We start from the raw sequence: 14,500 nt of genomic DNA, 5'->3' as shown, positions 1-14,500 counted from the left end.
TCAAGTCCTCGGGATAATGCGGTCGGATAAGTCCATGACGGACTCGCGGGCAAGACTTCTCAACGGCGAATCAGGGCCGTCTGAAATTAAGAGGTCGTGATCGTTGCTGCCGACCACTACGACGTTTTCTCCATCGATCAGGTGGCCACTGGTTGCAACCTCAACCCGCCGCGGATTCAAGGGAGCTAAATCGACAAGTGTGTGACGGCGGTCGATTCGTGAGATTCCACCGTTACCCGGATACATGATATTTGCCGACCGGAAGTCGGGCACCAGCGCCATTGTGCTGTCCACGTCAACAACAGCGGTGATATAGCCCGAATCCACCATCAGGTATTCGGAAGCCCAGAGGCTGGTTCCCGCTGACGTTACCGGGTCTGGTGAAGCCTCGATTTGAGCGTCGCTCACGATAGGAATTTCCACAGGTACGTCTCTGAAATCGGTGAGAATGTCCCAGGGTACTTCAGCGTGGAAACCCGAGTACTGATCGCCCCAGAATCCATGCTGAGCCATGGTTGGGTACGGTCGCCCAACCCATGTGACTCCGGCGATCGTTCCCTGCGGAGTTGGAGTAGCGTACACAACTGTGACTGGTAAGCCGCCAAAATTTGCCATGGTTGTCATCCATAGCCTGCGAACATGCGAGCCTTGAACGATAGCCCAACCAGCATCTGGCGATCCGCCAGACATCAAAATACCTGAGGGGCCGACGACTCCCGGAAGCGCAGTGCGCAGGCGAACGGTGCGTTCATCTGAACCCAGGATGAGAACATGTTCGGGGCCCAAAGCTGCGGCCGGAGTCCACCCGCCAGTGTTAACGAATAGGCGATGAAGAGCGGAACTCTGGTCTGGACTGGCAATGGAATTGCCATCCATGTCAATCCAGCGCCGTTCCCCCGTGCCCACGATCGACAGTGAGGCGACGGGAGAAAGTGCGCCGTTGGAATCAACTTCACTAATGACAGCGCCGGGCAGCATCTCCAATGGAGAGAGCAGAATATATTCGCGCACGAGGGCGTCGCCCGTGGATGCCGCAACGCCAGTGCCGAGCCAGGGTTCAGCGAATCGTTCTGGCGTAATCCCACGCTCTTCATCAGCGGTGGAAGGGCTCATGAGGGCCAGAGAATCGTCATCAAGCTCAAAATCGATAACCCAGAAAGAATCTGAGGGCATTTGGGTAGGAGCATTATCGATGCCGGGGTGATCCGGTCGCACCAACGCCCATAACTCTTGTGGAGTCGCCTGCCAGGTGTCGCGCCGGTGATGGACAAAACCTTGGATCGCTGTGTAGCTAAAGCCACCTACGCATCTGTTCGACCGGTATAGATCGACACGATCTGGATTGAGTACTTGCCTCAGAGGAATGGAGCCCATGAAACGAGCCTAAACCTTGCCTCGGTTGAACCGATGTCCCGGTGAAAAATTGCTCGACACTCGAACGGTATTGCCTCACTAAGTAACCAATCGGTAAGGTCGTTTCCATGTCAGAACTCTGGGGTGATGATCCGGAACAAATGCGTCAAAAAATCAGGGAACAAGTCGCGCAAGCTGAACAGAGAGCAGAGGCTGCGCAGCGATTTTCTTCGATGATTGACAACGCCCGTGCAACGGGAACGGATCGGCGCCGTGAAGTATCTGTCGAAGTTGATGCTGCTGGACGCTTGATATCGCTCAAATTGACCGAGGCTGTTTTGCAGTACAACCCTGCCGGTGTCGAAGCTGCAATTATGGAGGCCTACGGGCAAGCTTCCCGAACGATGGCAGAAAAAGTCTCGCAGCAGACGGTAGAAACCTTCGGTCAGGGCACGGCCACAACCAAAGAATTGCTAACGACCTTCAAGGCAAACCTTGAGAGTCTTGGAAGGTAGTTGCGATGAGCAACGGATTTGAAATCTCGACTTCTGGTCTGAGAAGTCATGCGACTGAGATTAGAACTGCAGCGTCTGAGATCGATTCAGCTAGGGTAACGGCAGACTCCACCACAGGCATGGTGTCTGGTGGAGCTTTCGGATTGATGTTTATGTGGATGGCGCCCCTTGTTCAAGGGCGAATCGATACTTTGGCAACGCAAATCAGCGATTTTGTAAATGCCGAACGTAACGTGTCCGATCAACTCATCGAGACTGCAGACTCTTTCGAAGAGACTGAAACGCAGCTCAAGCAAACTATCGAATCGGTGATTGCGGAGCTTGGCTCATGAGCGGCCCAGAAGTTGTCGGGTCTATCGATACCACGACGTGGAGTTCAGGACTTGGAGCGATCGAGGATCTCCATGGCCTTGCATCTGATTTTTCATCAGGCTCGTGGATATCTGGAGGGCTTAACACGGTGGCACTGGTCGGTGACACCGTCGGTTTCTTCATGGATCCGCTTGGCACGATTATTTCTTGGGGCGCATCATGGTTGCTCGACCATCTTGAGCCGCTCAAAGGCTGGTTGAACGACCTGACTGGAGACGCAGCTGAAGTCCGTGGAATTGGCGCGACCTGGGGTAATATCGGAAATTACCTCGACCAATGCGCCACTCAGATTGCTGACAAAGTTGTAGCCGCTACCGCGAAGATGAGTGGTATGACTGTTGAACAATACCGGGCTGCTCAGAAACTACTCACCGACGGCCTCGTCGCACTCGGTGGTGCTGCATCAGGATTCGGATCGGCGGTGTCTGTTGCAGCCGAACTAGTCCAGATCGTTCACGACCTAGTCCGCGATGCGCTTGGAGAGATTATAGGAACTCTTGGATCGGCGATCATTGAGGCCGTCGCTTCGCTCGGCGTGCTCGTCCCTAAGGTCATCTGCGATGTTTCCCGCAGGGTGGCCACATGGGGTGCCACCATGGGCAAGAAAATTGACGACCTGATCTCATCCTTCGAAGCTCTCAAGAAACTGCTCAACAAACTCGATGAGATTCTGGCGGGGTTCAAGTCGGCGTTGCGCCAGAAATTCCCCAGGATTTCAAGAGGTGTCGACTTTGTCCAAGCCGGCAAGAAGCGTTTTGATGAAATTCTCGAGAATGTCGGTGCAGCAGCTGGTCATAAGGCTGGTACCAAGTATCTCGATGCGAAGGAAGCCGCTGGTAACTTCTACGCGGATGCAAAAGATCTGGGCTCTAGGGTCTATCAAAGTGTCTCTCATGATGCTGGCCTCTTATGGAACAACATCAGGTATCAGGATCTTCGAGCTCAAGCACTCGAACAAGTACGCATATTCCAGGACCAGAAGTCGGGACTCGACCAACTCTCAGAAGCCTTATCTGGGTCGAATAAAGAGAAGATTCTACAAGCTTGCGGTCTTGAAGACCTCTCAGTTGAACAGGCCAAAGCGTTACTCCATAGTCACTTTGAAGACCTATCTCCACAACACCAACGCGCTGTTCTAGCTTTAAACCCGCATCTTCAGGGAGAAGGAGACTGGCGCGTCAAGGCCGTCCTGGGACGCGACTTCGATATGTCCAGTTTCTATTCGGCGGAAACTGGGACGGTAAGTCTGCGCGGTTTCTCAACTGCCCCTGGACATCATTGGGATCCAACGCCAGGAACGCCTACCGACATATACACAAATATGGGATTGCGCTACGCAGATCAATCTGGGACAGGTTACAACCCCTTCCCGAATGCTCACGAAAGAGCGTACTCACTCCACGTAGAGATTGATGGAGGAGCAAACACATCCTCTAGTTTGACTTATGGACCTCCAATCCATCCCGATGCTGGCGCTATTTCTGATGTTCAGGCACCAAATTCTCATCCTCGCGCGCCAGGAAGTGCTCCCGGTGTTAGCGGATACCGCGATCCTTACACTGGCACAGGCGTCACGGGGGGTGTCGATAAGATCCACTCGGAATGGGAAGGCGTAAGACAACCAGGAGCGCAATATCCTAATACCGTTCCAGGAACCAGGGGATTTATTACCGAGCATATGCCGAATGGAAAATGGAAGGTTCACTCTGTCTTCGATCCAGTGTCTGGCAGGATGATTCCTTTCCTATTTTGATGAGTAAAGTGACCGTCTAGGACTCTAGGGTTCGAGTAGGTCCACCAGGGCTGCGCGGAGCTTCGAAGAATCACTCATGATTCTTGAGATGTCACTACCTGCGGGTAGCTGCGTGATCCGAGTTCGGCCTTCGCTTGGGCCGATTCCCACGACGCGTGCATAGACCTCATCAACTTGTGAACGAGGCATATTGGCTTGGCAGGTGTCTCGAGTCCTGTGATACGAAAAACCCCAGGCATCCATCTCTGCTGAGCAAGGTTCGTCGGCTTTCGTCATTGAACCATCTGGCATTTGAACTTGGAAAGTTTGCGGGAGTACGCAGTATTGATCCGGATTGAAAGATTCTGCGCAGAAGGCGCGTTTCCCTTTTCGTACGATTAAGTGAACCCAGCATGCTGCCGCCAAATCAGGATGCGGACCTACGGGAGCTGGACGGGCGTCCGGGTGGATGATTCTGGCAGAAAGAGGGCGAAGCGTTCCATCCTGGCACAGACCCCAGGGCAAGCTTGAGGCGACGGTGTGAGGTATGCGCGGTGACCCCACCACTGATTCGATCCACGAGGACGAGTCCGGCCCCCAACCGGGCAGCGTACCGTGCCGAGTTGCCTGGGCGGCGCGCGCTGACGCGAGCAGAGGCTCCCATGACCGTCGAAAGATCAAAGCATTGGCCTGTAGTCCGGCTTCCACCTCCATCTGGGGAGAGTTATCGATCCCCAAGGCGCGTAGGAGCCAGGTCCAATTCGAATCCAGGTTACTCCACGGATTGTCAGGCTCAACACTGATTGTGGGTCTACACATGGCCCAAGGGTTGCCAGTCGTTACACGAATGCGAGCAGCTGAAATCCTGGGGAAAATTCCCTGCCGAGACGCTTTGATAACAAGGGGCGTGGGGACTGAAGTCTGTTGAATCGGTAATCCTAACGATGCACATTCCGAAGTTGATAATGTACGCGCAGCTCCAGCCCAATCCTCTAAAGGCCAGATCGTCCAGGTGCTTGATTCTGGTGAAGCTCCCTTGTGGAAAGAGGCCACTAACCATGTTTTGTCGATGAGGACAGCCGTGGTCAACACTGCGGCTTGGATCGCTTGCATTGGCATGAAGACCTCGTCGCTCAGCACCCGATCGCCCGCATGAGTTTTTGGCCACGGGAGGGCGGCAACGGAATGGTCATCCAATACTGCTACGAAGCAAGAACCTGGAGGAAAGGAGGCTTGGTTGAAGATGGACGGGATGGGGAAAGCCAAAGCTGAGGCGTGCCGAGGCCTGCCCCAGCGCAGACGGTGGAATATAGATCTCATGAATCACCTACAATCTTCTGTTAACCCGTCCTCACCAGATCCAGGTGAGCTCAATGCTTCAACGAGTCTATCTGTGCCGGTCAGGTAACAGCACTGGACTCTGGAAAGGGCTCACGACTGAAAGGCGCTCGAGTGCGCCAATCGTGGAACCGTTATTCCCTTACTGTCTTCGTGCGGCTAGGCCAGTTCGTCCTCGTCCTCGTCATCAAGTTCTGGATCGTATGGGACAGGCCTGTGAGAATACAAAACAGCTCCAGTAACAAACACCAATGCCGGTGGTGCTAGTGCGATCACAAAAGGCGTGCGATGTTGTATCCGACGGTGGGCATCGGGCGGCAGATTCATCGCGAAGCGCACAGCCAAAACGATGCCAATAATGAACGCTAGCGCCGTGAGTACGAGCGTCCAACGAAAGAAATTCGATGTCTTAGCGGGCTTGCTGGGGTCGGATGATTCAGGCATATGTGCGGGTGCTTTCCCAAGCAGACGGAAGCGAAGGGCTTAGCGCCATTATCTCCCCTTCAATAGCGCTGTGTTGGAAGATGGGATCAGCGTTGCTGAGCTCGATAGACATCGGGGCTCGGCAATGAGTGAGCTCTGGGCGAAACTACCTCAGCGTGGTCGCTGAAATACGGGATCACGCCTGGGCTGCCACCTGTCGCAAAGCTGATCTCACTAAATCTGGGTGAGCAAAAAGCTCCGACAAATCCGCCCCTAGCGGCAACGGAACAATGCAGGCATGACCCTGCCATGGGCCAACCCCAATGAAAGACGCGTGAACAGTTAACCCGCTGTCACGCTCAACTAACGCATCCCGAGCGCCATCGCGTCCCCACGACGCAATACCCCAACTGCGTGCCTCCTCGTTAGATAGCGCAGCGAACGAATCCGCTGCATGCGCATCAATCGAGGCCGGGTCCAACTGCGGGTACACATTGTAGAAACGCTTCGAAGCAGCTTCACACACAAGAGTTTTACTGTCCGGTCGAGTGACCGCCAGATGCACTTTCACTGCACAGACCACCTCCGAAGAAAAGGCGACATCCTCGTCCGTGATATACCCGGCTGCGCCTTTCGACAACGGCTGATACGAGCCGTCGCAATTCAACACCCACACACAAGGGATCCTCACGTCACTGTCTGCAAAAGGTTGAATTTTGCTCATAGGATGCCATTCGCCAGACAAACCCCAATCTGGAATGTGCTTGGAAGGATCAGGCTGGAAATCGCGCGGAGGAATCGTCTTCGTCCACTCGCCGCGGACATAAAGATGGTTCACATCCACCGAGGGCGAGGGCGCTTGCAACGCCTGGTTGGGCGTAAAACCAAGAAGAGGCAAAACCTCATGCCAGCGTTCAAAAAATCTGCCCACGGACGCGAAGCGTCGACCTCGACCCAAGGATGTGAGGCCGCCCAAGGCTCTCCGACAACCAGCCGAATGCGAGCTCAGTCAATAGTCAAACCGTCACAAGCAGCAGGCCGGGCGATGTCGAGGGATGCGAAGAAAGGCTGCGATTCGCCAGGAGATGGCACATCAAAACCCAACTCCTGCCACGCTTGACTGGCCAGTGCCTGCGCAGGACCAACCCAATCTTCAAGCGGCCACACCCTCCAACTTGCTACCCGTCCTCGCAAATCAGCCGGGCCGGGAGAAGCCTTAAGCCACGTCTGACCAACCCTGACAGCCGCCGTCAACGCCACATAGCGGTCTCCAGGCACCCCTGGAAGGTGGCGTCGTTGCGTGACGGTGTTGGCCAAGGCTCAACAACACACGAACCGTCATGAGAAACACGGACCCACAAAGAACCCGGAACAAAAGTTGCCTGATCAAAAATCCGAGGAACAGGAGCCCTCAAAACCGTGCCGTGGCTCTTGAAAAAGTCCCAAAATCCCATTGATGAATCCCGTCAGATTTAAGGGCGATTCGCGAAATACTCAAGCAACTTTGCATCACCCGACACAATGATCACGTCCTCGGGGTGAATACGAGTCGTCGAATCTGCGTATTCGAAACGCTTCTGAGGACGTTGAACAGCCAAAACATTCACGCCATAACGCCCACGCAAATCCAACTCTGCAAGGGTAAAACCACTGACCTCTTTGGGCGGGCGCAGCTTCATAATGGCAAAGCCATCTTTCTCCATCTCGATGTAGTCAACCATGCGGCCACCGACCAAGTGGGCGGTCCGCTGACCCGCATCAAATTCCGGATAAATCACGTGGTGGGCGCCGATACGCCGCAAAATCCTGCCATGCTCACGCGACGTTGCCTTCGCCCAAATTGACTTGATCCCCAAATCCACCAGGTTTGCGGTGATGAGAACCGACGCCTCCAAAGACGAACCGACACCAACAACAGCCGCCCGGAACTCGCGAGCCCCCAACTGTTCCAAAGCCTCAATTGAGGTTGTATCTGCCTCAACCAGAGGGAAACGACCCGCAAAAGACTGGACGCGCGCAGGATTCTTCTCAACGGCCAAGATCTCATACCCAAGCTTGTCCAAAGTCACCGCCACCGCGGCGCCAAAACGCCCCAAACCAATGACCAGGGTTCCCGACGCGAGATCCTTCTCTTCAGCTGCCATACGCCTATTGTTCCACGATCCACGCTCATACCCGGGCCGGTCGTCAGAAGTGAACGCGCGCCCTCGTTCGTTACACGCTTACCAGATGCCCCGCCCTTGGACCGGTAAACGCAAGTGGGGCCGCCCTCGGCAATCATGCGAGGACGGTCAGCCGATGATCGGACGTTCCTCCGGCATACGAATCACGCGAGAACGCTCTCGCAAGGCCAACGCAGCCGCAATGGTCATCGTGCCCGTGCGACCAAAGAACATCAACAACGCCAAAATATACTTCGCAGCATCAGGCAAAGTCGGAGTAATTCCAGTTGACAAACCAACCGTTGCGAAGGCCGAAATTGTCTCGAACAAAATGACGTCCAACGAATAATTCGTCAACGACAGCAACACCACAACCGACACCGCGACCATTGCCAAACCCAGCAACGATACGGCAACAGCCAGGCGTACCACCGACGGGGGGATACGCCGCCCGAAAGTCTCAATATCCTGGTCTCCGCGCGCCTCAGCAACCACGGCCAACACCAACACCGCGAAAGTCGTCACCTTCACGCCGCCAGCCGTTGACGCCGAACCTCCGCCGATCATCATCAAAATGTCCTGCACAAAATGCGTCTGCGGGCGCATGACACCCACATCCACCGCCGACAAGCCCGACGAACGCGAATTCACGCCAGCAAGCAAAGCGTTCAAAATCTTCGATGGCGTGTCCAGCTCACCTAAAGTCTCCGGATTCGTCCACTCAGTCAACGCCAACATGATCGAGCCGACGAACATCAAAATGATGTAAACCGACAAGGTCAGCTTCGTGTGCAATGCCCAGCGAGCCGGCGTACGCCAACGGGCCGCCAAATCCTGAATAACGGGGAAACCCAGGGCGCCCACCATCGTTCCCAGGATGATCGGCATCAACATCCACCAGTCATTGACATGCGGCGCCAACCCGCCGACAACAATGACAAACCCGGCGTTATTAAACACCGAGATCGACATGAAAATCGACTCCCAAATTGCCTTCCCCAACGGCTCGCCCATCGTCAGGAAACGCGGCAAAAACACCAGGAACAAAACAAACTCGGCCGTCAGCGACGTTGCGATGACCGCCTTAATGAGGTTGGTGATCTGGCCCATCGAATCAGAACCAGTTTCCTGGACTGCCAGCATTCGCTGGGTCAGGCCCAAGTGGCGTGAGACAGCGAACCCCAGGATCGACGCCAAAGTCATGACACCCAGGCCGCCGATCATGATGCCTAAAGCAATGACTGCCTGACCAAAAGGAGTCCAATAGGTTGCGGTGTCCACCGTGGTTAGGCCAGTGACGCACACCGCCGAAACAGCGGTGAAGAGCGTATCCACGAAGGGGCTTTCACTCTTCATATTCGTTGCTATTGGCAGGCTCAAAAGCGCAGTGATGAGCACGATGATTGCAGCAAATACCCCCAGCGCGAGGCGCGCCGGCGAATAGCGGGCCTGGCGCACAATCCAACCGCGCATCCGATCAAGACGCGAACTACCCAGCACCACCTGCGCGTCCTCGTTAGACGTTGCGACGGGACGGACCACTGGGCTCGGGGTCGGATTGGCAACGAACTCGTCGGGATTGACCGGCTGGCTCGCGGTCTTGCCCGAGGCGATCAGTTCGCGGGCGTTGGGGCGCGAATGGCGCGAGGAGCTAGAGCGCGGTGAGGAGCCGGATCGGGCAGAGAACGGTAAATGGTCGGAGGCCCCGGAGCGGCGCTTTGGCCTGAAGTCCATGTACCGCATCCTTTCGCGCAGTCCTCTTTTTTGATGGCGGGTGTTGATCGTGCCGCGGTGTACGTGGCGCTGCGGCCTTTTACGATATGTGCAACGTTGCCGCGTTTGCGGTGTTTCTAGTATTGATTGTGCTCGTTCATGGTAGGGGAGGAGCGGCCAATTCGACACTATTGAGATCATTCAGCGAACTTGCAGTTTAATGGTGTCCTGGCAGTAGTATGTGTGTGAGGCCATCAAAGCATTGGACGCAGGGTTCCGAACGCCTCACCACGAGTTTTTCTGGGAGTCGTCGATGAACCAACAGGCAACACCCCGTTTTATGACGGTTGCTGAAGTGGCGGACATCATGCGCGTCTCCAAAATGACGGTCTACCGCCTTATTCACAGTGGTGAAATGCCTGCGATTCGTGTCGGTAAGAGCTTCCGAGTTCCAGAGGCGGCAGTGTCGCAGATGCTCGGAATGGGTATTGCTGATCACACCGATGTTAAGGCTGCCGGTTCTAACGGGTAGGATGATCGGCGTTATGCCCGTCGGGGCATGAGACTTCAATAGCGGTAGTACCTCTGCCGCCACGGATTCAACAGCGAGGGAGGAACCCCATGGGCTCCGTTATCAAGAAGCGCCGCAAGCGTATGGCGAAGAAGAAGCACCGCAAACTGCTGCGCAAGACGCGTCACCAGCGTCGTAACAAGAAGTGACCTTCACGGGGCCCGGCGAGAACGTCGGGCCCCGAATTTTTAAGCTGTCGCGGTTAACCCGCAGAATTAGACACAGTCGTGCTGCTGCAGCGCCAAGGACAAATTGTCAATTGTTGATATTCCAACGATTTCCCTAACCAGCTGTGAGTAGCCGATCAGGGACTGTGTCTGTTTTGCGGGTGGACATGGTCTTCATGCCACACTTGATCTATGGAAACGACCACCATCCACGTCATGCGTCACGGAGAAGTCGATAATCCTGATGGCATTCTCTACGGCAGGCTCCCCGGATTTGGATTGACTGACCTCGGACATGCCATGGCGCAGCGAGCAGCTGATCACCTGGTATCCAGCCAAGCCGACATTGCGCGAGTCGTTGCCTCACCGCTCAAGCGTGCCCGCCAGACCGCTGCTCCGACCGCGAGAGCATACGGTCTTGATGTGGAATGCGATCCCAGACTGATCGAGGCCGGCAACGTTTTTGAAGGCCAGCCTGTGAACTCTGACCGTTCGCTGTTGCTCAAGCCTAGCGTTTGGAAGTACTACATCGATCCGGTTAAACCGTCCTGGGGGGAGCCCTATGTCGATATTGCCTCAAGGATGCGTGCCGCGGTATCGGGTGTCCTTCGGCAGGTGCGCGGTCGGGAAGCCCTGGTTGTCTCACACCAAAACCCGATCACCACTTTGACGCGCTTCGCCCGCAGGCAAGGATTGGCGCACGCTCCCTGGTCGCGGCATTGCTCACTGGGGTCAATTACCTCGTTCACCTTCACTGGAAACACACTCGTAGAGATTACCTACGAAGAGCCTGCTGCTGATCTTGTTGCCCAGGCAGCTGACATGACTCCGGGAGACTCCCAGGCCGCACTCAAACGGTGAGGTGCGCCCAGCGCTTTGAGTGGCTGGCATGCTGTGTGGTTGTCTCGGTGAAGAAAATCGTCCGTACCATGGTGTGCACGCATGAGAGGCGAGGCAAGAACGGTCGCGGTTGGGACCGTTTTCTGGGGCATTCTCGCCACCAGCCGAGGCCGTCTCAGTTTGGCGTGTTGCTGTTAGAACCGTTTTCGGAGGCATCGTCGCCTGAATCGTCAAATACATCTGTTTCGTTGGTGTCATCTGCTCTAGCTGCGCCCGAGCCATCGGGCAGGCAGTCTTCGAATTCAGGATCCTGAGTGTCGTCCTCTAGGTTCTGCTCGTCCTCGCCAAAGAACTCTTGAACTGATGACGCTTCTACTGTCTGGGAGTCTTTGCGCGCTTCTTCTTCGCGCCTTTTTCGTTGAAGGTCGCGTTCGAGCTTGAACAAGAAATCTGGGTCGTCGTCGGGAGCTACTGGTGTTTGTGAGGCTGGGCGATTTGGCCGACGAAAGAGTCCGCCTCCCGTTGCTGCAGAGCCGTTTTCTTCTGCTCGCGCGATGATCTTCAGAACGATCCATGCAATCGAGCCCAGGGAATACATAGGGATTGTCAGGATGATCATGAGCATCCACATCTGCCGGTTGAGGCGCGCAGGGGTGTCTTCCTCGGAGGTGCGCAGCCAGTCGGCAATTGCGTACACGGTAACCGCTATCCAGACGAGGGCGAGGAGGATTCGAAGCACGCACGGAGTCTATGGCTTTTAGCTGTGAAAGTCGCGGGCAGAGCCGGAGTCTGCTGACGCTGTGCAATATGTGCGTCCTTCGCGGGAAAGATGTGCGTCCCTCGCGGGGTGGGGAGAGGGATGGGCGCTGTGAAGGGAATAGCTCAGGACGCGACGAGGGCGAGTGCCGCCAGCGCCGACCACACCAACGTGTAAAGCCCCGTGTCGCGCAGCGCTGGAATCAACGATTTGCCAGTAGCACCGGACAACACCGGATAGAGCGGACGCATAACCAGCACCAGGCAGACAACCCCGTATCCCCACGCTGTCCAGGTCGCCCCAGCTACCCAAGCCAACACCATGAGAGCGGGGACAGATACCAGCAAACACGCCGCGAATACTGCACGCGAAGCCTTTTCCCCCAACCGCACTGCGACCGTGCGTTTGCCGGCCACCGTGTCGGTGGGAATGTCGCGAATGTTATTGGCCATCAACAGCGCCACAGACATCAAACCCAAAGCCGAAGCACTCAACCACAACCACCAAGGAGCCGACTGTACTTGCGTCCACGTCGTTCCCACGCAGGCCAACAATCCGAAGAACACGAACACCAGCAGCTCAGAAAGCCCAATGCCCATGTATCCGTAAGGGTTCTTCCCGCCCGTGTAAAACCACGCGGCAATAACAGCGGCGACTCCAGCAACGGCCAACACCCATTGGCCAGACACCCACAGTAAAGCCAAGCCGGCAATCCCAGCCAGCGTGAAACAACTCAGAGCGGCTGCCAAGACGCTACGCGGTGAAGCCAAACCGCCGCCCGTCAAACGTGCGGGCCCCTGCCTATTCGCATCTGTGCCGCGAATCCCGTCGGAGTAATCGTTGGAGTAGTTGACTCCGATCTGCAGGGCGAGGGCCACAACCAACGCCAGCCCAGCCCGCGCCCAGTTAAAACTATCGAGCTCATAGGCAGCCGCCGAACCGACGATGACCGGCGCGCAGGCTGCCGGAAGAGTTCGCAGGCGCGCGCCCTCGACCCAGTCGGAAAAGCTGGCCATTGTCCCCTCCTGCATCTCTAGCCTGCTGCGCCTTACTCAAACTTGAGCAGGCTCGCGCGAACCACCAGGCATGGTTGCGACTCAGAGCTAACCTCTTAGCGCCACCAGTCTCGAATTGTCCCGCGCGCGGCCTCGGCGAGCTCCATGGTAGCTGCGCGCTCAACCTTGCCAAGGTCAGTCATAGGCAAGGCGTCAACAACGACAACTCGCCGTGGAGCCTGCACGCGGCCAACAACGCTAGCTGCGGCCTCGCGAACGCGTGTTCCCAAAGCGTCCATTTCGTCGGCGTTGGTCGGAGGCGTGGTGACAACGACGGCAGTGACAACCTGGCCCCACTTCTCGTCCGGCGTCCCAATGACCCAGGCATCGGTTACCTCGCCAGAAGCAACGATGGGGGCGCGAACTTGCTGCGGAGAGATCGATAAACCTCCAGAAACGATGACATCGTCTGCCCGCCCTTCAACAACCAGCTGGCCGGAAGCGCGGATGGAACCGACGTCGCCGGTGAGGAGCCAGCGCCGCCCGTCCTCGTCAAAAGTGGGAGATTCGCCTTCCAAGTAGCGGGTCATGAGTGTCGGCCCAGAGATTGCGATACGTGAGCGGCCATCACGATCCACCGCGCGCACAGTCACACCGGGCAGAGCGAAACCGTCATAGACGCAGCCGCCGCAGGTTTCCGTCATCCCATAGGTGGTCACCACGTTGATACCGCGCTCGCGGGCCGAAGTCAGCAGGTCAGCGTCGATTGCTGATCCGCCAACGAGGACTGCGGACAGCCTCGTCAATGCCGCCACGACCTCGTCGCCAGCATCCAAACAGGCAGCGAGCTGGGTCGGCACCAAAGATGTGTACGAGGGCGTGTCCACGTCCTGGGTTGCGCCGTTGATGGCAGGAAGCATGTCCGCTGGGTTGAAGCCGTTGGAGGTGTCAACGAATTGGGGGTTGGTTCCCGCCACAGCTGCGCGCAACAGCACCATGACGCCCGCAATGTGATGGGTCGGTAGCGCCAAGATCCAGCGGCCAGGACCGTCGAGGGCGGCCTCGCTCGCTCTGGCTGAGGCGATGAGAGCGTCGATCGAGAGGCCGACGAGGCGGGGGACTCCTGCCGAAGAGCCCGACGTGGGGACGATGAGATCGATCCCGTCGAAGAAATGCGGGTCCGCGAGTCTCTCTTGGAGTTCAGGGTATTTGTCGGCGGGGAAAGCCTCCTGGGGCGTGGCCTGGGAATTGCGCAGAGTATTGACGGCCGCTTCATTGGGGTCGCGTAGGACTGTGATGGTGTGGGGCGCCGGATGATCGGGTTCTTCTTGTCGTTCTTCCCACAGCTCCACGATTTTGTGGATGGAGGCGTTGGCCAGGGCGACGGCTCCGATGGAAGTTCCTCCGGGAACAACCAACATTCGGGGCGTGGACATGACCGACCTCCTGGGGTTTCGGGCGCGTCAAACGCCCTCGAACAGCAGTAACAAGGCATAGGGTACGGCGGCTTGGCGTCGAAAGTGACATCGGGGTAAAGATTTTTAACGCCCTGGGCCGGTGGA

General features: G+C 56.6%; 16 protein-coding genes. 6 read left to right on the top strand and 10 right to left on the bottom strand.

From position 1 onward, the window contains the following. A complete protein-coding gene (locus G439_RS0107495) occupies window positions 1-1,374 on the bottom strand; it encodes a hypothetical protein (RefSeq protein WP_131333584.1) in 1,374 nt (457 codons plus the stop codon). 107 nt (window positions 1,375-1,481) lie between these two features. Between G439_RS0107495 and G439_RS0107490 the strand changes: the two genes are divergently transcribed. Genes G439_RS0107490 through G439_RS12205 form a run of 3 tightly spaced genes read left to right on the top strand, consistent with a single transcriptional unit; the run spans window position 1,482 to window position 3,993 of the window. Beyond that, on the top strand, window positions 1,482-1,868 hold the full coding sequence (locus tag G439_RS0107490) for a YbaB/EbfC family nucleoid-associated protein (RefSeq protein ID WP_022868565.1): 387 nt from the start codon (window positions 1,482-1,484) through the stop codon (window positions 1,866-1,868). A gap of 5 nt (window positions 1,869-1,873) precedes the next feature. Then, entirely contained in the window at window positions 1,874-2,200 is a 327-nt protein-coding gene (locus G439_RS0107485) for a type VII secretion target (RefSeq protein WP_022868564.1), read from the top strand. Beyond that, window positions 2,197-3,993 carry a prevent-host-death protein gene (locus G439_RS12205; RefSeq protein ID WP_022868563.1) on the top strand — a complete coding sequence of 599 codons (1,797 nt, stop codon included), beginning with the start codon at window positions 2,197-2,199 and terminating at the stop codon, window positions 3,991-3,993. The genes G439_RS0107485 and G439_RS12205 overlap by 4 nt, the downstream gene beginning before the upstream one ends. A 24-nt stretch (window positions 3,994-4,017) precedes the next feature. Here the strand turns inward: G439_RS12205 and G439_RS0107475 are convergent, their stop codons facing one another. The 6 genes from G439_RS0107475 to G439_RS0107445 form a co-directional block, all read right to left on the bottom strand. Then, window positions 4,018-5,292 (bottom strand): hypothetical protein, encoded by a 1,275-nt coding sequence (locus tag G439_RS0107475; RefSeq protein WP_131333582.1) that lies wholly within the window; start codon window positions 5,290-5,292, stop codon window positions 4,018-4,020. Between the two features lie 177 nt (window positions 5,293-5,469). After that, window positions 5,470-5,754 (bottom strand): hypothetical protein, encoded by a 285-nt coding sequence (locus G439_RS0107470; RefSeq protein WP_022868561.1) that lies wholly within the window; start codon window positions 5,752-5,754, stop codon window positions 5,470-5,472. A 175-nt stretch (window positions 5,755-5,929) separates the two neighbouring features. Next, window positions 5,930-6,664, bottom strand: coding sequence for a hypothetical protein (locus G439_RS0107465; RefSeq protein WP_022868560.1), 735 nt, complete (start codon window positions 6,662-6,664; stop codon window positions 5,930-5,932). 74 nt (window positions 6,665-6,738) lie between these two features. After that, complete coding sequence (locus G439_RS0107460; protein WP_131333580.1) at window positions 6,739-7,050, bottom strand: hypothetical protein; 312 nt, start codon at window positions 7,048-7,050, stop codon at window positions 6,739-6,741. A 155-nt stretch (window positions 7,051-7,205) separates the two neighbouring features. Next, window positions 7,206-7,877: a potassium channel family protein gene (locus G439_RS0107450; RefSeq protein ID WP_022868557.1), complete on the bottom strand. Its 672-nt coding sequence runs from the start codon at window positions 7,875-7,877 to the stop codon at window positions 7,206-7,208. A gap of 147 nt (window positions 7,878-8,024) precedes the next feature. Next, window positions 8,025-9,629, bottom strand: a complete 1,605-nt coding sequence (locus G439_RS0107445) for a TrkH family potassium uptake protein (protein WP_022868556.1) — start codon at window positions 9,627-9,629, stop codon at window positions 8,025-8,027. Window positions 9,630-9,921: 292 nt separating this feature from the next. On the opposite strand from G439_RS0107445, the gene G439_RS0107440 reads away from it, so the two are divergent. The 3 genes from G439_RS0107440 to G439_RS0107430 all read left to right on the top strand — a co-directional run bounded on the left by G439_RS0107440 (window position 9,922) and on the right by G439_RS0107430 (window position 11,207). Then, entirely contained in the window at window positions 9,922-10,140 is a 219-nt protein-coding gene (locus G439_RS0107440) for a helix-turn-helix domain-containing protein (RefSeq protein ID WP_026459503.1), read from the top strand. An 89-nt stretch (window positions 10,141-10,229) separates the two neighbouring features. Continuing rightward, the gene (locus G439_RS12410) at window positions 10,230-10,328 is read left to right on the top strand and encodes a 30S ribosomal protein bS22 (RefSeq protein ID WP_003792170.1); all 99 of its coding nucleotides are present in this window, start codon (window positions 10,230-10,232) and stop codon (window positions 10,326-10,328) included. A gap of 210 nt (window positions 10,329-10,538) precedes the next feature. Beyond that, window positions 10,539-11,207, top strand: coding sequence for a histidine phosphatase family protein (locus tag G439_RS0107430; RefSeq protein WP_022868554.1), 669 nt, complete (start codon window positions 10,539-10,541; stop codon window positions 11,205-11,207). A gap of 154 nt (window positions 11,208-11,361) precedes the next feature. Here the strand turns inward: G439_RS0107430 and G439_RS12880 are convergent, their stop codons facing one another. From G439_RS12880 to G439_RS0107415, 3 genes are all read right to left on the bottom strand, one after another. Further along, complete coding sequence (locus G439_RS12880) at window positions 11,362-11,925, bottom strand: phospholipase (protein ID WP_022868553.1); 564 nt, start codon at window positions 11,923-11,925, stop codon at window positions 11,362-11,364. A 143-nt stretch (window positions 11,926-12,068) separates the two neighbouring features. Next, window positions 12,069-12,959 (bottom strand): 1,4-dihydroxy-2-naphthoate polyprenyltransferase, encoded by an 891-nt coding sequence (locus tag G439_RS0107420; RefSeq protein WP_022868552.1) that lies wholly within the window; start codon window positions 12,957-12,959, stop codon window positions 12,069-12,071. Between the two features lie 95 nt (window positions 12,960-13,054). Then, the gene (locus G439_RS0107415; RefSeq protein WP_022868551.1) at window positions 13,055-14,374 is read right to left on the bottom strand and encodes an AMP-binding protein; all 1,320 of its coding nucleotides are present in this window, start codon (window positions 14,372-14,374) and stop codon (window positions 13,055-13,057) included. Window positions 14,375-14,500 lie beyond the last annotated feature (126 nt).

The organism is Schaalia vaccimaxillae DSM 15804, from assembly GCF_000420425.1.
Lineage (GTDB): Bacteria > Actinomycetota > Actinomycetes > Actinomycetales > Actinomycetaceae > Pauljensenia > Pauljensenia vaccimaxillae.
This window is presented reverse-complemented; position numbering and strand designations above follow the sequence as displayed.